This is a genomic window from Amycolatopsis sp. NPDC051716 (assembly GCF_040681595.1).
In the GTDB taxonomy this organism is placed as follows: domain Bacteria; phylum Actinomycetota; class Actinomycetes; order Mycobacteriales; family Pseudonocardiaceae; genus Amycolatopsis.
On sequence record NZ_JBFAZA010000009.1, the window covers coordinates 209,626 to 229,431 of the forward strand.

The 19,806-nt window shown below is 71.8% G+C and carries 15 protein-coding genes; 13 read left to right on the top strand and 2 right to left on the bottom strand.

Annotated features, from left to right (window positions below; translation table 11 throughout):
• The first annotated feature begins 68 nt into the window (after positions 1–68).
• From AB0M30_RS15145 to AB0M30_RS15205, 13 genes are all read left to right on the top strand, one after another.
• On the top strand, positions 69–488 hold the full coding sequence (locus AB0M30_RS15145) for a nuclear transport factor 2 family protein (RefSeq protein WP_364584389.1): 420 nt from the start codon (positions 69–71) through the stop codon (positions 486–488).
• Positions 485–1,036, top strand: a complete 552-nt coding sequence (locus AB0M30_RS15150) for a helix-turn-helix domain-containing protein (protein WP_364584391.1) — start codon at positions 485–487, stop codon at positions 1,034–1,036. The genes AB0M30_RS15145 and AB0M30_RS15150 overlap by 4 nt, the downstream gene beginning before the upstream one ends.
• Before the next feature lie 315 nt (positions 1,037–1,351).
• The gene (locus tag AB0M30_RS15155) at positions 1,352–1,603 is read left to right on the top strand and encodes a hypothetical protein (RefSeq protein WP_364584393.1); all 252 of its coding nucleotides are present in this window, start codon (positions 1,352–1,354) and stop codon (positions 1,601–1,603) included.
• Between the two features lie 4 nt (positions 1,604–1,607).
• A complete protein-coding gene (locus tag AB0M30_RS15160) occupies positions 1,608–2,480 on the top strand; it encodes a substrate-binding domain-containing protein (protein WP_364584395.1) in 873 nt (290 codons plus the stop codon).
• A 239-nt stretch (positions 2,481–2,719) separates the two neighbouring features.
• Positions 2,720–3,805: a LacI family DNA-binding transcriptional regulator gene (locus AB0M30_RS15165; RefSeq protein WP_364584397.1), complete on the top strand. Its 1,086-nt coding sequence runs from the start codon at positions 2,720–2,722 to the stop codon at positions 3,803–3,805.
• Positions 3,806–3,880: 75 nt separating this feature from the next.
• On the top strand, positions 3,881–5,260 hold the full coding sequence (locus AB0M30_RS15170; RefSeq protein ID WP_364584399.1) for an extracellular solute-binding protein: 1,380 nt from the start codon (positions 3,881–3,883) through the stop codon (positions 5,258–5,260).
• 5 nt (positions 5,261–5,265) lie between these two features.
• Positions 5,266–6,141, top strand: coding sequence for a sugar ABC transporter permease (locus AB0M30_RS15175; protein WP_364584401.1), 876 nt, complete (start codon positions 5,266–5,268; stop codon positions 6,139–6,141).
• The gene (locus AB0M30_RS15180) at positions 6,138–7,004 is read left to right on the top strand and encodes a carbohydrate ABC transporter permease (RefSeq protein ID WP_364584403.1); all 867 of its coding nucleotides are present in this window, start codon (positions 6,138–6,140) and stop codon (positions 7,002–7,004) included. Before AB0M30_RS15175 ends, AB0M30_RS15180 begins: the two co-directional genes overlap by 4 nt.
• Before the next feature lie 26 nt (positions 7,005–7,030).
• A complete protein-coding gene (locus AB0M30_RS15185) occupies positions 7,031–9,163 on the top strand; it encodes a beta-galactosidase (protein ID WP_364584405.1) in 2,133 nt (710 codons plus the stop codon).
• Positions 9,164–9,173: 10 nt separating this feature from the next.
• The gene (locus tag AB0M30_RS15190) at positions 9,174–11,138 is read left to right on the top strand and encodes an RICIN domain-containing protein (RefSeq protein WP_364584407.1); all 1,965 of its coding nucleotides are present in this window, start codon (positions 9,174–9,176) and stop codon (positions 11,136–11,138) included.
• Positions 11,139–11,523: 385 nt separating this feature from the next.
• Positions 11,524–12,546 (top strand): LacI family DNA-binding transcriptional regulator, encoded by a 1,023-nt coding sequence (locus AB0M30_RS15195; RefSeq protein WP_364584409.1) that lies wholly within the window; start codon positions 11,524–11,526, stop codon positions 12,544–12,546.
• Between the two features lie 260 nt (positions 12,547–12,806).
• Entirely contained in the window at positions 12,807–13,703 is an 897-nt protein-coding gene (locus AB0M30_RS15200) for a substrate-binding domain-containing protein (RefSeq protein WP_364584411.1), read from the top strand.
• A 204-nt stretch (positions 13,704–13,907) separates the two neighbouring features.
• Positions 13,908–15,923, top strand: a complete 2,016-nt coding sequence (locus tag AB0M30_RS15205) for an AMP-binding protein (RefSeq protein WP_364584413.1) — start codon at positions 13,908–13,910, stop codon at positions 15,921–15,923.
• Positions 15,924–15,948: 25 nt separating this feature from the next.
• Here AB0M30_RS15205 and AB0M30_RS15210 read toward each other — a convergent pair whose 3' ends face one another.
• A complete protein-coding gene (locus AB0M30_RS15210; protein WP_364584415.1) occupies positions 15,949–17,343 on the bottom strand; it encodes an alpha/beta hydrolase in 1,395 nt (464 codons plus the stop codon).
• 276 nt (positions 17,344–17,619) lie between these two features.
• Positions 17,620–18,018: an Lsr2 family protein gene (locus AB0M30_RS15215; protein ID WP_364584417.1), complete on the bottom strand. Its 399-nt coding sequence runs from the start codon at positions 18,016–18,018 to the stop codon at positions 17,620–17,622.
• Between the last annotated feature and the right edge of the window lie 1,788 nt (positions 18,019–19,806).

The window sequence follows — 19,806 nt, forward strand, 5'->3', positions numbered from 1 at the left end:
GATGACGACTGCGCCTTAAGACATGTGATGTCTGTACCGCGTGCTTACTTACTTGTAAGTTAGCAGACATGACGACTTTCACTATCGACGAGGCCGAGACGCTGTGCGACCAGTGGGAGAAGGCGTGGAACGGCCATGACGCCGGCGCGGTCGCCGCGATGTGCGCGGACGACCTCGTCTACGACGAACCGGCGCTGGGGCGGACCGCGCATGGGCCCGGCTCGATCCGCGAGTTCGTGACGCACATGGCGCGGGCCTACCCGGACTACTCGTTCGCGCGCATGGGGCTCTACACCGAGGTGACCCGCCGCGCCGTGCTCGTCGCGTGGCGCTTCACCGGCACGTTCGCCAAGACCGGCAGCCGCGTCGAGTTCCACGGCGACGACCGGCTGGAGCTGGGCGAGGACGGGCTGATCCACGCGTACCGGTGCCTGTACGACAACAAGTTCGTGCTCGGTCAGCTCGGCGGTGGCGCGGGGGACCGGTGAGCGACGCGGGCCCGGCCCGCCTGCCCGCCGCGGCGCGCCGGGCGGGGATCATCGAAGCGGCCGACGCCGAGTTCGCCGCGCACGGGCTGGCGGGCACCCGGCTGGAGGCCATCGCCGGCCGGGCCGGCATCTCGCACCCGCGGATCGTGCAGATGTTCGGCTCCAAGCGGAAGCTGTTCCTCGAAGTCGTGCACGCCGCCTTCGACCGCATCGAGGCGGCGTTCGAAGGCGCCGAGCCGGAGCTGGCCGCGCTGGGCGTCGCCTACGTGCGGCTCCTGCAGGGCGATCCGACGGTCGGCCTGGTGGTGCTGCAGGGCTACGCGGCGGCGGCGGACGAGCCGGTCCGCGAGGCGGTCCGCCGGCGGCACCTCGCTCTGATGGACTCGATCGCCCGGTTGACGGGCGCGGACGCGTTGCGGGTGCGGACGTTCTTCGCCACGGGCCTCGTCCAGACGGTGTCGACGGCGCTCGAGCTGCCCGAGCCGCGCGCCGACACGGCTTGGAGTGCCTGGATCCTCGACCGCGCCGACCCGGCCGGCGACTCGTGACGGCGCCGGATTTCTCCACCGCCGATGACCTTCCGGACCGCGCGATTGTCCGGTTCGTTGTCCGGGTCGAGTGACCGGTGGCATAAAATGCGAAATCCGACGGTAGTGCTCCTCCTGCCCCTGGTCAAGCGGGTTGCAAATTCGAGTGTTTCGACAATGGGAGCCGATACGGCGGAACGGCCGATCCGGTTGTTTCGGAAAGGTCACGACCGGATGGCGATCATGAGATTTACAAATCGGCCGCGCGCGGCTTAGTCTCCACGCGGACTGGGGCCGCGCGAATCCTTCGCGCGGGGGTGTTCGGGAGGTGGCCGCGTGGCGTACGTGACGCGGGTACGGCGGGAGCGGCTCTCGGTCGACGAGCTGGTGCGCCGGGTCCAGGCCGAAGGGGAGCTGTCCCGGCGCGGGGCGCCGCGACGGCGCAGGTGCCGGTTGAGCGCTTCCGGGGCCGTCGTCGCCTTCGGTGTCGTCGTGGTTTTCCTGGCCTCGTGCGGCCGGGCCGCCGAAACGCCGCTGCCGCCGGACGTCCGGCCGCCGTCCGCGCCGGCGACCGCCGCCGGGCGGTGAGCCGGTGCTGCCCAGCAGGCAAGCCACCGGCTCGGCCGTCGTGCTGCCGGACCCGGGACGTTCGATCGGGGTGGTGACCTCGACGCTGGCGACCCTCGGCAACAGCCGGACGTTCGACGCCATCGCGCAGGCGGCCGCGGCCGAGGAGTACGCGGTCAAGCTGATATCGCTGGGCCGGCCGTCCCGGCCGGCGGTGACCGACGCGTTCCGGGAGCTCGCGAAGCACGACGTCGACGGTTTGGTGGTGCTGGTCGAGGAATACGCCCTGGATTGGCCCGGAATTGTTTTCCCGGAGGATGTTCCGGTGGTGGTCGTCGATTCGAACGCCCGTGCCGGATATCCGACGGTGGACACGGATCAGGCGCAGGGTGCGGTGCTGGCGACCGAGCACCTGCTCAAGCTCGGCCACGAGACGGTGTGGCACATCGCGGGCCCGTCGGATTCGTGCGCGGCGGACCACCGCGAGCGGGCTTGGCGGCGGACGTTGACGCGGTTCGACCGGCGGGTCCCGTTGCCGGTGGTGGGGGACTGGACGGCCGAGTCGGGCTACACGCTGGGCCGGGTGCTGGCGCACGATCCCGCGGTGACGGCGGTGTTCGCGGCGAACGATCAGATGGCGCTGGGGTTGTTGCGGGCGCTGCACGAGGCCGGTCGTTCGGTGCCGGGTGAGGTCAGTGTGGTCGGGTTCGACGACATGGCGGAGGCGGCGAGTTTCTGGCCGCCGCTGACCACGATCCGCCAGCCCTTCGCCGAGCTGGGCGCCCGGGTGGTGCAGACGGTGCTGGGCGAGCTGCGGTCCGGGGTGCGGATCGCGACCCCCGAGAGCGTGCCGGTGACGCTCGTCGTCCGGGCGAGCACCGGCCCGCCGCCCTGGTGATCCGGACCCGCCCGGGCTCGGCGCACCGGCCCGCTTCGGCGAGTTCTCCACCCGCCGGACCGCTGCCACGCCAGGCGGATTCCGCCGCGCGCATCGGCCGTCGAATCCGTCGAACAGGCTGATTCGTTACCCGGCCCGGCAACTCGACTCTTGACGACAACCGGCATGACTGCGTAGACATGTCAGCGCAGTCACACGGCTCACCAGGCACGATGGTGAGCGGAGACCGGGAGAGAGCAATGACGCGATCGGGCCGGGGCGGGAATTCGCCCGCACCCAGCAGCAAGGACGTGGCGCTGGCCGCCGGTGTCTCGCAAAAGACCGTCTCCCGGGTCTTCAACAACGAGCAGTACGTCTCCGCCGACGTGCGCCGCCGGGTGCTGGCGGCCGCCGAAGAGATCGGGTACCGGCCGAACAACGCCGCTCGGGCGCTCGCGTCCGGGCGGACCCGCTCGATCGGGGTCGTCACGCTGGGGACCGGGCTCTACGGACCCGCGTCCCTGCTCGTGGGCATCGAACGCGCGGTGCAGAACGCCGGCTACGCGCTGCGCGTGGTCAGCACCCTCGAGGGCGATCCGTCGGGCGTCGCCGGTGCCGTCGAGTCGCTGCTCGAGCAGGGCGTCGACGGGATCGTCATCTCCGAACCGATCGACGAGGGCCCGCTGGCCCTGCAGGTGGACGTCCCGGTCCTGGTGTTCGGCGCACCGCCGTCCTTCACCGCGCCCCGGCTGATCACCGCGGGCGTGGTCTCGGAAGAGCTGGCCCGGCTCGCCACGGAGCACCTGCTCGACCTCGGGCACCGGACCGTCCACCACATCGCGGGTCCCCGGCGCTGGTACGCGGCCCGGGACCGGACCGAGGGCTGGCGCAAGGCGGTGCGGGCACGCGGCGCGGCCGAGCCCCCGGTCGTCGACGGCGACTGGTCGGCCCGGTCCGGCTACGCCGCCGGGCGGGCGCTGGCCGCCGGCGACGTCACCGCGGTCTTCGCGGCCAACGACGACATGGCCATCGGGCTGATCCGCGCGCTGCTCGAAGCGGGCAAACGGGTTCCCGAAGACGTGAGCGTCGTCGGCTTCGACGACACGCCCATCTCCGCGTACGTGACCCCGCCCCTGACCACCGTGCGGCAGCCGTTCGACGCGATGGCGGCCGCGGGCCTGCGCCTGCTCGTGCACGCCGTCGAACAGCCGCAGGCGGGCGACCTCGATCCGGAGGACCCGCCGCTCGAACTCGTCGTCCGCGCCTCGACCGCTCCGCCGTCGTCCCGGAAGACCTCCGGGAGCGGGCGGCCGGCGATCTCCCGTTCCGGCGGAAATCCGGGCTGACCGCCCGGAATCCGCGCTCCCTTCCCCAGCACCGGCGTGCCCGGCACGCCTCCATCCTCCGGCAGGAGTTCCGTCATGCCCGAATTCGTCCCGAACCACGCCCTCAGCCGCCGGTCCTTCCTCGCCGCGGCCGGCGCGGTCTCGCTCGGCGCCGCACTGGCCGCGTGCACCGGCGGCGGAAGCACCGCCGCGCCCGCCGCCGCGCCGGTGAGCCAAGCCGACGTCGACAAGGCGATGTCGACGCCCACCGAACTGGTCTTCTGGAGCTGGGCCCCGGAAATCGAGCAGGAAGTCGCCCTGTTCACGAAGAAGTACCCGGCGATCAAGGTCACGGTGCAGAACGCCGGCCAGGGGACACCGCAGTACACCAAGCTGCGGACCGCGTTGCAGGCCGGCACCGGCGCACCCGACGTGGCGCAGGTCGAGTTCCAGTACCTCCCGACCTTCACCGTTCTCGACAGCCTGCTCGACCTGCGGCCCTACGGCGCCGACGCGCTGAAGGCGAAGTTCGTCGACTGGACGTGGGGCCAGGTCAGCGGACCGAACGGGGAGGTCTTCGCGATCCCGCAGGACACCGGCCCGATGGGACTGCTGTACCGGCAGGACATCTTCGACGCCCACGGCATCACCGTGCCGAAGACGTGGGACGAATTCGCGGCCGCGGCGCGGAAGCTGCACGCCGCCGCCCCGGACGTCTACCTGACCAACCTCGCCGCGAACCAGGCCGCGGCCTGGCACGGCCTGCTCTGGCAGGCCGGGGACAAGCCGTACACGCTGTCGGGCAAGAGCGACATCACGGTCGCCGTCAACAGCCCGGCCGCCAAGAAGCTCGCCGGCTACTGGGGCGGGCTGGCCAAGGAAGGCGTCATCGCGACCGAGACGGACTTCACCGACTCCTGGTACGCCTCGCTCAACAACGGGAAGTACGCCACCTGGATCACCGCGGCGTGGGGCCCGGCCTTCCTGTCCGGCTCGGCCAAGGCCACCGCGGGCAAGTGGCGGGCCGCGCCGCTCCCGCAGTGGGACGCGGCCAAGCCGAGCTCCGGCAACTGGGGCGGCTCGACGACCGCGGTGCTGAAGAGCACGAAGAACCCGATCGCCGCGGCGATGTTCGCGCAGTTCCTCAACAGCGACCCCGGATCGGCGAAGATGTTCGCCACCAAGCAGCTCTTCTTCCCGGCGACCAAGGCGCTGCTCGCCGACCCGTCCTTCGCCGGTGACACCCCGTCGTTCTACGGCGGCCAGAAGGTCAACGAGGTCTTCAGCGCGATCGGCGAGACCGTTTCGCCGTCGTTCCAGTGGCCGCCGTTCCTGGACCAGGCGGTGACCGACTGGACCGAGACCGTCGGCAAGTCGCTGGCCGACAAGACCGACACGGTCGCCGCGCTCGACCAGTGGCAGACGCGGATCACGACGTTCGCCAAGAACCAGGGCTTCACGGTCCAGGGCGGGTGAGCGCGGTGAAGCACCGTTCCGCGGGGCCGTGGTTCGTCGCCCCGTTCCTCGTCCTGTTCGTGCTGTTCTTCGTCACCCCGCTGGGCTACGCCGCCTACCTCAGCTTCTTCCAGCACAAGCTGATCGGCGGCACGGTCTTCGTCGGGCTGGACAACTACGCCAAGGCCGTCGCCGACCCCCAGTTCCTCCGCGGCGTGCTGCGGGTGGCGACGTTCTTCGTCATCCAGGTGCCGGTCATGCTGTTGCTGGCGCTGCTGTTCGCGCTCGCGCTGGACAGCGGGCTGATGTGGCTCTCGAAGGTGGTCCGCCTGGGTGTCTTCGTCCCGTACGCCGTGCCCAGCGTGGTCGCGACGCTGATGTGGGGCTACCTCTACGGCCAGGACTACGGGCCGTTCGCCCAGCTGAGCCGGTTCTTCGGGCTGCCGGTGCCGAAGTTCCTCAGCGACAGCTGGATGCTCGGCAGCCTCGCGAACGTCGTCACGTGGGAGTTCGTCGGCTACAACATGATCATCCTCTACGCCGCCCTGCGGACCATTCCGGCCGAGCTCTACGAAGCGGCCGAAGTGGACGGTGCCGGTGCCTGGCGCACGGCCTGGTCGATCAAGCTCCCGGCCCTGCGCCCGGCGCTGCTGCTGACCCTGCTGTTCTCCGTGATCGGCAGTTTCCAGCTGTTCAACGAACCCAAGCTGCTGAAGACCATCGCGCCCAACGTCATCGACAGCGGGTACACGGCGAACCTGTACGCGTATTCGCTGGCCTTCACGGGTCAGCAGGTCAACTACGCGGCCACCGTGTCGTTCCTGCTGGGCCTGATCATCGTCGTCATCTCCTACACGATCCTGATCACCGCCAACCGCCGGAGCCGGAGGGCCGCCGCATGACCCACCGCATGACCCGCCGGCACAGCGTCCCGCTGACCGTCGCCATGCTGGCCGCGCTGGCCTACTTCCTGCTGCCGCTGTTCTGGCTGGTCGTCGCCTCGACCAAGAGCACCCAGGACCTGTTCACGACGTTCGGGCTGTGGTTCTCCAAGGTGCCGCAGCTGCTCACCAACATCGGGGACACGCTGACGCACCAGGACGGCATCTTCGGCCGCTGGCTGCTGAACACGATCGGCTACGCCGTGGTCAGCGCGCTCGGGGCCGCGCTGCTCGCGGCGGCCGCCGGCTACGGGTTCGCGAAGTACCGCTTCCGCGGCCACGGCGCCGGGTTCAACCTCGTGCTCGGCGCGGTGATGGTGCCGGCGACGGCGCTGGCGATCCCGACCTACCTGCTGTTCTCCCAGGTGGGCCTGGTCAACACGCCGTGGGCGGTGATCCTGCCGTCGCTGGTCAACCCGTTCGGGCTGTACCTGATGCGGATCTACGCCCAGGACGCGGTCCCGGACAGCATCATCGAAGCCGCCCGGATCGACGGCGCGGGGGAGGCCCGGATCTTCTTCCGCATCGGGTTGCGGATGCTGGCGCCGGGGCTGGTCACCGTCGTGCTCTTCACGCTGGTGGCCACCTGGAACAACTACTTCCTGCCGCTGATCATGCTCAACGACCAGCGCCTGTACCCGGTCACCCTCGGGCTCGCCTTCTGGGCGGAGCAGGCCCAGAACGGCGGCGCCGGCGCCAGCGGCGAGATGCTGCCGCTGGTGCTGACCGGATCGCTGCTCTCGATCATCCCCCTCGTCGTGGCTTTCCTGTTCCTGCAGCGGTACTGGCAGAGCGGGCTCGCCGCCGGCGCCGTCAAGCAGTGACATCGACCCTTCCTGGAGGTACCCCCATGGCGGTCCTGCCCGCCCGCGTCCTGTTCGGTGCCGCCTACTACCACGAGTACCAGCCCTGCGAACGGCTCAAGACCGACCTCGACCTGATGGCCGAGGCGAAGTTCACCGTGATCCGCGTCGGCGAGTCGGTCTGGTCCACCTGGGAGCCCGAGAACGGCCGCTTCGACCTCGACTGGCTGCAGCCGGTCCTCGACGGGGCCCACGAGCGCGGGATCTCCGTGGTCCTCGGGACACCGACGTACGCCGTGCCACCCTGGCTGGCCCGGCAGTACCCGGAGATCGCCGGCGAACGCGCCACCGGGCAGCGCATCGGCTGGGGCGCCCGCCAGGAGGTCGACTTCACCCACCCGGCGTTCCGGTTCCACGCCGAGCGCGTGATCCACCGGATCCTCGCCCGCTACGCGGAACACCCGGCCATCATCGGGTTCCAGGTGGACAACGAGCCGGGGCTAGAGCTGCTCCACAACCACGGCGTCTTCCAGCGGTTCGCCGACCACCTGCGCGCGAAGTACGGCGACGTCGAGACGCTCAACCGCGAGTGGGGCCTGGTCTACTGGTCGCACCGGCTCTCGACGTGGGCCGACCTGTGGACCCCGGACGGCAACGCCCAGCCGCAGTACGACGTCGCCTGGCGCGAGTTCCAGGCCCGCCAGACCACCGAGTTCATCGCGTGGCAGGCGGAGATCGTTCGCCAGTACTCACGTCCCGAGCAGTTCGTCACCACCTGCATCTCCTACACGCGGCCGGCGGTCGAGGACGACGAGCTCACCGACAGCCTCGACATCGCCTCGGGCAACCCGTACTACGTGATGCAGGACGGCCTCGCGCTGCCGGACCCGACCCCGGCGGACCACGAGCAGAAGTGGAACACCGCCGGCGTCTGGTCGCTGTACCAGACCGCGGACTGGATGTTCTCCTCGCGCCAGGCCCCCTTCCTGGTCACCGAAACCAACGCCATGCACATCGGCCCGACGTGGGACAACCGGCCCGCGTTCGACGGCCAGTGGCGTCAGGCCGCCTGGGCGCTGGTCGCGCGCGGCGCCCGGATGATCGAGTACTGGCACTGGCACACGCTGCACTTCGGCGCCGAGACCTACTGGGGCGGCATCCTGCCGCACAGCGGGCGGCCCGGCCGCACCTACGCCGAGCTGGCCCGCCTCGGCGAGGAGTTCGAGCTCGCCGGAGCCACCGTCGCCGGGCTCGAACCGGACGAGGACCTCACGATGGTGTACTCGACGCCGAGCAAGTGGCTCATGCAGAAGTACCCGGCACTGTCCACTCCGGACGGCGAGCCGGACCCGACGTCCTACCACCGGTTCTTCGACCCGTTCTACCGAGGCGCCTTCGACGCGGGCCGCCAGGTCCGGATCGTCCACATCAGACAGCTGCACGACGAGCGAGGCGAGCGCGAAGGCGTTTCGCCGGAGGAAGCCGCGCGCCGCCACCCCGTCCTGGTCGTGCCCGCGCTGTACCTCGCCGGTGACAGCACCCTGGACTGGCTCGCCGAATACGCCCGCGCCGGCGGCCACCTCGTCCTCGGCCCCCGCACCGGCTACGCCGACCACGAAGGGCGGGCGCGGCACGAACCGGCGCCCGGACGGCTCGCCGACGTCGCCGGTGTCCGGTACGACGAGTTCAGCAACCTCGGCGCCGACATCCCGCTCAAGGCGGTCCCGGGCAGCCCCCTGGAACTGCCGCCGGACGCGGCGGCGACGCGCTGGGCCGACGGGCTGACGGTCGTCGACGCGCAGGTGCTCGCCGAGTACGACCACCCGCACTTCGGCCGCTGGCCGGCGGTCACCACCCGGACCGCGGGTGACGGCCGGGTGACCTGCGTCGGCACGGTCCCGGACGCCGCGTCCGGCCGGGCGCTGGCCCGCTGGCTGGTGCCGTTGCCCGCGCACGCGTGGCCGAACCTCCCCGAGTCCGTCACCGCGACCACCGGGACCGCGCCGGACGGCCGGCGGGTGCACGTGATCCACAACTGGAACTGGAATCCCACCACCGTGACCGCGCCCGCGCCGCTGTCCGACCTGCTCGACGGCACCAGTGTGCCGACGGGGATGGCCCTGAGCCTCGGCCCGTGGGACGTCCGCGTCTTCGTCGAACGACCCCCTGCGAAGAAGTAGCGAGGAACCGATGGCCCGATCCTTCAAGGTGGTGCTGCTCGTCGCCGTCGCGGCGCTGCTGGGCGTGAGCCCGGCGGCCACCGCGCAGACGAGCGGCCCGACGACGATCTTCAAGCCGACGACCGCCGCGGGGTACGTCGATCCGGGTGTCATGTACGCGCGGTCGATCACCCTGCACCACAACGGGGAAGCCAACGGGACGCTGGTCTCGACGTTCGAGGTCTACCGGAACGCGGGCGCCCCGGTGTTCCCGGTGTACCGCAGCGGCGACGCCGGGACGAACTGGACGTACGTCTCGCAGGTCACCGACACGGTCAACGGTTACGGCCTCCGCTGGAACCCGGAGATCTACGAACTCCCGGCACCGCTCGGCACGCTCCCGGCGGGCACCCTGCTCGTCTCGGGGCTGTCGGTGCCCGCGGACATGAGCTCCACCGAGATCCTGCTCTACGCCAGCACGGACATCGGGAAGACGTGGAAGCTGCTGAGCTCGGTCGCCAAGGGCGGCGCGGCCAAGGTGCAGGACCCGAACACGCCGGTGTGGGAACCGGTGCTGCTGATGCGCGACGGCAAGCTGATCGTGTACTACTCGGACCAGCGGGACAACGCGCACCACTCGCAGGAGCTCGTCCACCAGGTCACCACGGACGGCCGGACGTGGGGACCGGTCGTCGACGACGTCGTCTACCCGGCGCAGTCCGCCCGCCCCGGCATGGCGACGGTCGCCCGGCTGCCCGGCGGCCGGTGGATCATGACCTACGAGTACTGCGGCGCCCCGCAGGGCAGCTGCCCGGTCTACTACCGGATCGCGACCGACCCGGAGAAGTTCCTCCAGGCCGGCGACCACCAGATCATCCTCGACGACGGCACCAAGCCGTGCTGCCAGCCGTTCGTCGTCTGGACGCCCGCGGGCGGCCCGCAGGGCACGATCGTGGTCAGCGACGGCGGGCAGACCGCGCTCGCCGTCAACACCGCGGGCGGTGACCCGGCCCAGTGGCGGTCGCAGGCGTCCAACGCGCCCGGCGGGTACAGCCGCGGCCTGATGGTGATGCCGGACGGCAACACGGTCATGTCCGTCACCGGCGGGTACCACGACAGCACCTCCCTCAACACCGCCGAGTTCGCCCTCGACCACGTCGCACCGGGCCTTTCGACCGAAGCGACGTACACGCTGACGAACGACCACTCCGGCCTGAACCTCGGCGTCGGCGGCACGTCGGTGGTCCAGCAGCCCGGCGCCGCGCCGTGGGTGCTCACCCGCCGGCCGAGCGGGTACTTCACGGTGGCCACCGGAGGCCGCGTCCTGTCGGTCGCCGGCGGGTCCACAGTGGACGGCGCGCGCCTGGAGGTGCGCACGCCTTCGCCGGGCTCGGCGACCCAGGAATGGGCGGTCGTCCAGCAGACGGACGGGACGTACGAGCTGGCGAACCGCAAGAGCGGCAAGCTGCTGGAGGACCTCGCCTGGTCCACTTCGCCGGGAGCGCCGATGGACCAGTGGTCGGACGCCGATGGCCGCAACCAGCGGTGGACCCTGCACCAGACGGCCCCGTCGACCCTGACTACCGGTGACTTCACGATCCGGAACCAGCTGGGCGGCTACCTGGAGATCCCGGGTGCTTCCACGGCTCCGGGAACCCAGGCCGACCAGTGGTGGTACGCGAACCAGCGGTGGCACCTGTGGCACTTCACGGCGGCGGACGGCGGCTACCGGATCGTGAACGCGAAGTCGGGCCTGGCGCTCACCGACACGCACCCCTCGGGCAGCGAGGCGATCACCCAGACCGCCGTCGACCCCGGCAACGCGCGGCAGGTGTGGTCGCTGGTGTCGAGCGGGGACCGCACGCTGATCAAGAACGGGGGCAGCGGCCGGTTCGTCACGATCACGAACGGGTCGCCGGCGAACCTGGCGAAGGCGGTTTCCTGGACGCGGATCGACACGCCGGACCAGCTCTGGACGGTGAGCCGGGTCAACTGAGCCGAGGGTGGGGCGCCGCCGCCGGAATCGGCCCGCGGTACCGGTGAGTGGCCACCCACCGCGGCGATCGTGACAAATTTTCAGGTACTTTCCGTCATCCGGTTGACACATCGGGCGCCTGGTTCCAGCATCAATGCTGCCGAGCCAGCGGTCAAAAGATCACCGGATGCGTGACGACGGCCGCGGCTCACCCGTTCGAACCACTCTCGCCCAAGGATGTGCGGACGTGACCGAGAACCGGTTTCCCGGCGCCCAGTGCGCCGATCCCCCCTAGTCCGTGGTGAACGCGGCGGCCGTCGGCGGTCCGATCGGCGGTCCGGCTCGCTTTCCGGTGAAGTGTTAGCGCTAACACTGCCTTGGTGCGTGCTGTCCCACGGAGGTGACCATGACCGTTCTCGACTTTCCCCATCCGCGGCCGACCCTGGCCGACGTGGCCCGGGCCGCCGGTGTCTCGTCGGCGACGGCGTCCCGGGTGCTCAACGGATTCCCGCAAGTGCGTGCGCAGACCCGGCGCCAGGTCGAACAGGCCGTGCGCTCCCTCGGCTACGTCCGGCAGCGCGCGGCCCGGGCGGGTGAGGAGCCGCGGACGGGCACGGTCGCCGTCGTGCTGTGCGAGGACGGCCCGCGGCTGTTCTCCGACCCGTTCTTCGGCCGGGTCATGGGGGGCATCCACCACGAGTTCACCGCGGCCGGCGTGCACGTCGTGGTGCTGATGATGCCGGCGGCGGACCAGGCCACCACCTTCCGGTACCTGGGCGGCGGGCACGTCGACGGGGCCCTGTTCGTGAGTACGCACACCCGGTACACCACGGAGTTGTCGCGGGCGGAGCTCCCGGTCGTCAGCGCCGGCCGGCCGATGGTCCCCGACCCGGCCCGGTACACCTACGTGGACGTGGACAACCGCGGGGGCGCCGTGGCGGCCGTCCGGCACCTCCAGGCCGCCGGCCGGCGGCGGATCACGACGGTCGCCGGCCCGAAGGACATGGCGCCGGGGCGGGACCGGCTCGCCGGCTACGTCGCCGCGATGGGCGGCGCGGGCGTCGTCGACCCGGGGTCGGTGGTCCGCGGCGACTTCGGCCAGGCCTCCGGCGAGCACGCGATGCGGCGGCTGCTCGACCGGCGGCCGGACCTGGACGCGGTGTTCGTGGCGTCCGACGTGATGGCGCTGGGCGTGCTGCGCGCCCTCCGCCGCGCCGGGCGCCGGGTCCCCGACGACGTCGCGGTCATCGGCTTCGACAACTCGCCGGTCTCTCGGACCACCGATCCGCCGTTGACGACGGTGAGCCAGCCGATCGAGGCGCTCGGTGCCCGGTCGGCGGCCGAGCTGCTCGCGGTGATCGACGGAACGGCCGGGCAGCCGCGCCGCGTGGTGCTGGGGACGACGCTGGTGGTGCGGCAATCGGGGTGAGCGCGCGCCGGGCCGGCCGCACCGCGCTGAGCGGGCGCTTAGTGACCTTGTTCACGAGCCGGCCGCGGGGTGGTCGCCCGGCGCGCCCGTCCGCGGCCGCGGGTGCCCTGGTGGAAGCCGCTTCCGCCGGGGGATGGCGGGTGGCTGACGAGCGTCGCGAACGGTCGTGTTGCCGACGTCAAGGTGAACATCGTCCCTGACTGTGGTGACCTGCATGTGACGCGAAGTCTTCGCGGGAGTTACCGATGAGGGTGGGCAGCGTGCGAGAGCAGACCAGCGGGCAGCTCCGCGGCGGCACCGCGGTCGTGCTGCCGGACCCGGGGCGCTCGATCGGCGTGCTCACTTCGACGCTGGCCACGCTCGGGAACAGCCGCACGTTCGACGCCGTCGCGCAGGCGGCCGCGGCCGAGGGGTACGCGATCAAATTGCTGTCCGTGGGCAAACCGACCCGCGACGCGGTGACCGACGCGTTCCGGGAACTGGGGACGCACGACGTCGCCGGCCTCGTCGTCCTGGTCGAGGAATACGCCCTGGATTGGCCGGGAATCGTTTTCCCGCAGGCCGTCCCGGTGGTGGTCGTCGATTCGAACGCCCGCGCCGGGTATCCGACGGTGGACGCCGATCAAACGCAGGGCGCGGTGCTGGCGACCGAGCACCTGCTCAAGCTCGGCCACGAGACGGTGTGGCACATCGCGGGACCGTCGGACTCGTGCGCGGCCGAGCGCCGGGAACTGGCTTGGCGGCGGACGTTGACGCGGTTCGACCGGCGGGTCCCGTTGCCGGTGGTGGGGGACTGGACCGCCGGATCCGGCTACACGCTCGGCCGGGTGCTGGCGCACGATCCCACGGTGACGGCGGTGTTCGCGGCGAACGACCAGATGGCGCTCGGCTTGCTGCGGGCGCTGCACGAATCCGGCCGTTCGGTGCCGGGCGAGGTCAGTGTGGTCGGGTTCGACGACATGGCGGAGGCGGCGAGTTTCTGGCCGCCGCTGACCACGATCCGCCAGCCCTTCGCCGAACTGGGCGCCCAGGTGGTGCGGACCCTGCTCGGCGAGCTCGGGTCCGGGGTGCGGACGGCGACGCTCGAACGGGTGCCGGTGTCGCTGGTGGTCCGGGGCAGCACCGGCCCGCCGTCGTGGTGGTCCGCGCCGGCGTGAGGACGGCGTGAAGAGTTTCGCGGTTCGCTGGATTTCGCTCGCTCTTCGGGATTGAATACATCGAATCGTGCGACCGTGTGTTGACACGGCGGTCGGCGCAAACGGATGCTCGGCGTACCGGCCGAAAGGCCGAACCCCCGGACCGACAAAGGGAGAAAGCCGAGTCATGACCACCGTGCCGGCGAAACCTCCCGTTGTGTCCTGATGGAACCGGAACTCATCGAGATCACCGTCACCGTGCCGCACCCGCCCGCGGCGGTGTGGACGATCGTGGGCAGCCCGCACCTCTACCCGCGGTTCGTCCGGGGGATCACCTCGTGCGAGCCGGTTTCCGAGGTGATCGGCCGGGGCGCCCGCTACCGGTACCGCGCCGGGGACGAGGGCGAGGCCGAGATCTTCGTCCACCGCCGGGACGAGCACCTGGCCTGGTCCGGCCGGCAGCACCGGATGTCCGTCGTGCTGCGTCCGACGTCCGGAGGCTGCGCGATCACCGTCCTGCTCACGCTGCTCGACGGCCGGTCGCCGGCGGTGCCGCGGATCCGCCAGCGGATCCTGGACGCGGTCGCGGCGATCAGCGACCACCTCGGCGGCGTCCCCGGCACGGACTCGCTGCCGCCCCGCCCGTCGAAGCGCGAGTTCGCGCGGATTCTGGTCAAGGCCGGCGTCCTCACCCCGGCCCAGCCCACCGGGACGCTGCGGCAGCTGAGGTCGGTGGGCCGCTGGGGCTCGACCCTGGCCGGCGGCTACGAGGCGGTGGCGCGCCGCGCACCGGAGTCGCTCGCGCTGTGCGACGAGCGGTCCGAGCGGAGCTTCGGCGAACTCGACGACCGCACGACCCGGCTGGCCGCGGTGCTGAAGCGCCACGACATCACCGAGGGGTCGCGGGTGCTGCTGATGTGCCGCAACCACAACGCGATGGTCGAGGCGATGATCGCCTGCAGCAAGCTGGGCGCGGACGTGGCCCTGATGAACACCGGGCTGGCCCTGGGCCAGGTCGCCGAGTTCGCCCTGCGGCACGGCTCCCAGCTCGTGCTCGCCGACGCCGAGTTCGCCGCACTGGGCCGGCAGCTGCCGGCCGGGATCCCGCAGCTGTGGACGTGGCCGCCCGGCGACGGGTGGCACGGGACGACCATCGAAGACCTGATCGAGGCGCAGTCACCTGCCCGGATCGCCCCGCCGGGCAAGCCCGGCCGGCTGGTCGTGCTCACCTCGGGCACGTCCGGTCCGCCGAAGGGCGCGCGCCGCCCGACCCCGCACAGCGTCGCCGACGCCGCCGCGGTGCTGTCGGAAATCCCGCTGCGGGCGGGCGAACCGATCCTGGTCGCCGCCCCGCTGTTCCACACCTGGGGCCTGGCCGCGCTCCAGCTCGGCATGGCGCTGCGGGCGGGGCTGGTGCTGCCCCGCCGCTTCGACCCGGAAGCGACGCTGTCGATGATCGAACGGCAGCGGTGCACGGCGTTGTTCGCGGTGCCGACGATGCTGCGGCGGCTGCTGGACCTGCCGGAGCGGACGCGGGCCCGCTACGACCTGTCCTCGCTGCGCGTGGTGGCCAGCTCCGGCGCCGGCCTGCCGGGCCGGCTGGGCGAGGAGTTCATGGACGCGTTCGGCGACATCCTCTACAACCTGTACGGCTCGACGGAGGTGTCGTGGGCGGCGATCGCCGGGCCTCGCGACCTCCGCGCGGCCCGCGGCACGGCGGGCCGCCCGCCGATCGGCACGGCGATCCGCGTCCTGGACCGCGCGGGCACCCCGGTGCCACCCGGCACGACCGGCCGGCTCTACGTCGGCAACCGCCTGCTGTTCGACGGCTACACCGACGGCGAGCAGCTCGACGTCCGCGACGGCCTGATGGACACCGGGGACCGCGGGTACGTCGACGCGAACGGCCTGTTGTTCGTCCAGGGCCGCGAGGACGAGATGATCGTGTCCGGCGGTGAAAACGTGGCCCCGGCCTCGGTGGAGGAAGTCCTGCTCGCCTTGCCGGAGGTCCGCGAAGCGGCGGTGGTCGGCGTCCGCGACCCCAAGTACGGCCAGCGCCTGGCGGCGTACCTCGTGCTGGTGCCGGGTGCCCGCCTGGACGCGGACACGGTGCGGTCCCACGTGCGTGAACGCCTCGCGCGTTTCGCGGTGCCGCGGGACGTCGTGTTCGTCGACGAGCTGCCGCGCAACGCGACGGGGAAGGTCGTGAAGCGCGCTCTGCGCCGCAACTACCACTGGTGACCGGATCCGCTCCACCTGCGAGCGGTCAGGCCGGGCAGCTGACGTCGTGCTCCGGTGCCGCCAGGGCCAGCAGGTAGCGGTCCACCGCCGACCGGGTGCAGGCGTTCTTCTCGAAGACCCCGTGGCCCGAGCCCTCGTACGTCAGCAACGTCGTGTTCGCCGGGGCCTGGCGGTGGATGGCGAGGGCCCAGGCGTACGGGGTCGCCGGGTCGTGGCGGGAGTTCAGCAGGAGGATCCGCGGCGCTCGCGGGATGCTCAGCCGGTGCGGCGGGTTCGACGGCGGCCCCTGGATGCCCAGGCACGCCATCGTTTCGCCGTGGCTCAACGTGCTGCCGCGCATGAGCGGCCCGCGGCGCAGCTCTTCGGCGTGCAACACCGAGTACTGCGCGAAACTCCGGATCCGGAGGTCGAAGTCCTGGCAGACGACGGCCAGGCGGATCGAGTCGTAGTTGTAGGAGAACTGGGCGGTCATCGGCGGATTGCCGGCGGCGGCGTCGGCGATCGCCTGGCCGAGGTCGTCCCAGACCGGGCGGTACATGTCCTGCAGCACCCGGCCGCGCAGCTCGCTCTGCGCCGGCGTTCCGGCGGTCACCGCGAGAGCTTTCTGCCAGACGGCGTAGACGTCCTGGCCGTGCAACGCGCACGTCGTCGTCCGGTCGCACCACGCGGCGAACTGGCGGAACGCGTCGTCCGCGGCGGCGGCCCGGTCGCCGAGGAACCGCTCGATCCCGGCGCTGTGGTCGATGGAGCTGTCGAGCACCATGGCCCGCAGACGGTCCCCGTGCTGTTCGGCGTACTGCTGGCCGAGCAGCGTGCCGTAGGAGATGCCGAAGAAGCTGATCCGCGCTTCGCCCAGCGCGCGGCGGACCGCGTCCATGTCCCGGGCGTTGGCGCCGGTGTCGGCGTGGTCGAAGACGGGGAGGTTGCGGGCGCGGCAGGCGGAAACCGCTTGCTCGCGGTACTTCAGCAGCGCGGCGAACTCGGCCGGGCCGGCAGGCTCGTCGCCCGGCGGCCGGCCCGTGTCAGGGCATTCGATGAATTCGCTGCGGCCGGTTCCGCGCACGTCGAAGCCCACGACGTCGAACCGGGCCTCGACCTCCGGGCTGAACACACCCGGGGTCACGGCCAGTTCCGCATTCGACGAGCCGGGACCGCCGAAATCGGCCAGCAGCACGCCGAGGCGGTGTGCGGTATCCGTGGCGCGGTGCCGGGCGACCGCGAGGGTGATCGTCGGCCCGCCCGGGGAGTTCCAGTCCAGCGGCACCCGGACCGTGCCGCACTCGCCGTCCGGCGGAGTGGGGCTGTCGGGGTCATCCGGGCAGGCGGCCCAGACGATCGGCGACGGCGTCCACCCGGCGTCGGCCACGGCCGGTGCGGCGCCGGTCAGCAGAAGTGCGCTCGCGAGAACGGTTCCCAGCACCCGAGGCTCCTCCCCGCGACGACCCGGACCCCGCCGACCGTAGGGCGCCGGGGTCTGGACCACAAGAGCCGATCAGGCGCTGCGCTCCCGGAAGCGGACAGCCGACGACAGTCCACCTGCGATCGCAGCACCCGGCGCCGGCCGCATCGCCGGTCCGGGTGCTCGGACATTCCTGTTCGGCGCCCGAGTTCGACGGTGCGCCGATTCGGCGGAGAAAGAGTCTTCCGCGAGTCTTCCGCACGTCTTCCGGGCGGCAAAACCTGCGGTAATCGGGAGTCAGGCGGCGACTTTCCTGCGCGGAGCGCGCTTTCGCGGCGACGACACTGACGATTCCGTGTCGGCGTCGTGCGCCTGCTCGTAGGCGGCGACGACTTCGGAGGAGAGGCGGCCCCGCTCGGAGACGTCGTAGCCGTTCGCGTTCGCCCAGGCCCGGATCCGCTGGTTGCGTTCGCGATCGGAGGCGGTGGTCGACTGGCCGCCGGCCACCCGGACCTTGCGCCCGCCCACCCGCCGGCCGGCGCCGATGTACCGGGCCAGTTCGTGCCGGAGGGCGGTGGCGTTCCGGTCGGAAAGGTCGATTTCGAAGGTGACGCCGTCGAGGCTGAACTGGACGGTCTGGGCGGCGGTGCTGCCGTCGATGTCGTCGAGGATCTCGACGGAGACTTTCTGGGCCACTTGGGTGCTCCTCCGGTGGATGTGCGCTCGAGAACGCGAACAGCACAATGCGCAGCGTTCGCCGCGAAGTGTATCCACAACCGGCCCGAAAGGGAATTCAACTCGCGGGTAAACGGCCCGGGGTCCGTTCGGCGTAATTGCCCGCATCGGGGCAGGAAGCGGGTGGTTGGCGCAAGGCCGGCGGGGGTTCGGAAATGGGGGAGGTGTCGCCTCAATGGGTGAAGAACGACTTCGGTCGGGTTACCGACGGGTCGGGCGTGACACCGCGGCGGCGATCCTGGCGCGGGTAGCCTTCGGTCTATTGTGGACGTCCTTTCCGGACAGGTGCGGTCTTGCCGGGCTACGGGTGGTGGTCGTGGCTGTCCTGGCGGTTTTCGGTTCGGTGGGGAAGGTGTTCCCGAAATGCTCGCCGGGGGGTGGGCGGTGGCGGGTGGGTTCGGAACCCGGGATTCGGGAAAGGTGGGGGCCGCGGCGGGTCGGCTGGGACGGGTGGGTGGCCGCTGCCGGGCGGTGCCGTTCCGTGCTCGCTCCGGCGCCGATCGGGGTGGGTGACACGGTCGGATGGGTGACGTCGGCCGCCTGTGGCCGGGCCGGGCCGGGGGCGCGGCGCCTGCCGGTGCCGGCCGGGGTTGATCATGGGGGCGGCGGCGAGCGGCGGAGGTCGCCGAGGGCCGGGCAGGGGTGGTGCGGGCTCGCCCTGTCGGGACGGCTGTGGGCGGCTTGCCTCGCTGAGGTGGGATGGTGCTGGTGGCTGCTGCGGCTCGCCGGGTTCGTGGCCGGCGGCGGGGATGGGGGTGGCTGGTGCACTTGCCGCCGCCGGAGGCTGCCGCCGCTTGCCGGTGTTTGCGGGGTCGGCCGGGGTCGATCATGGCGGGGACGGTGGGCGGTGGGCGGTGGGCGGTGGGCGAGGGACCGAGGGACCGAGGCCGCCGCTCGCCGGTGTCCGCGGTGTCGGCTGGGGTCGGTCATGGCGGGGCGGTGGGCGAGCGACCGAGGCTGCCGGAGGGTGCCGCTGCTCGCCGGTGCTCGCGGGGTCGGCCGGTGTCGATCATGGCGCGGGCCGTGGGGGAGCGACCGAGGCCGCCGCTCGCCGGTGCCGACCGGTGTTGATCATGGCGCGGGCGGCAGGCGGGCGACCGAGGCCGCCGGGCGGCGGTGGCGCTGCTCGCCGCGCTGGGCTGGGCTCACGAGTCGGCGGCGGCAGCGGCTCGCTGCCATGCGGGCGGACGGGAGACCGGCTGAGCTGGACCGGGTCCGCCGGCGGCGCTGGTCGGGCTGGTCTCCGGCAGGGCGGCTACCGATCGCGCTTGAAGCGGCGGGGCCGATTGAGCTGGGATTGGATTCGCTGGCGGGTCCGGTCGGGGTGGTCTCCGTCGGCGCGGGTTCCGGTCGCGCTCGAAATGGCAGGGGCGGTCGAGTTGGATCGGCTCTGCCGGTGGGTCTGATCGGGTGGTCTCCGGCAGAGCGGGTCCCGGTCGCGCCCGAAGCGGCAGGGGCGGCTGAGCCGGACCGCATCTGTCGGCGGGTCTGGCCGAGCGTCTCCGTCAGCGCGGCCCCGGTCGCGCCCGAAGCAGCCAAGCCCGGCCGAGCCGGACCGAACCCACGGCCGGGATGGTCGAGGCGGTGCCATGGGTTGACCCGCGGCCGCGCCCATGGCCATCGCCGCGGCTGTCGGTGGACCCGCAGTCGCGTCCATGACCATCGCCGCGGCTGCCGATGATCCGCGGTCGCGCCCATGGCCATCGCTGCGGCTGCCGGTGACCCGCGGCCGTGCCCATCGCCATCGCC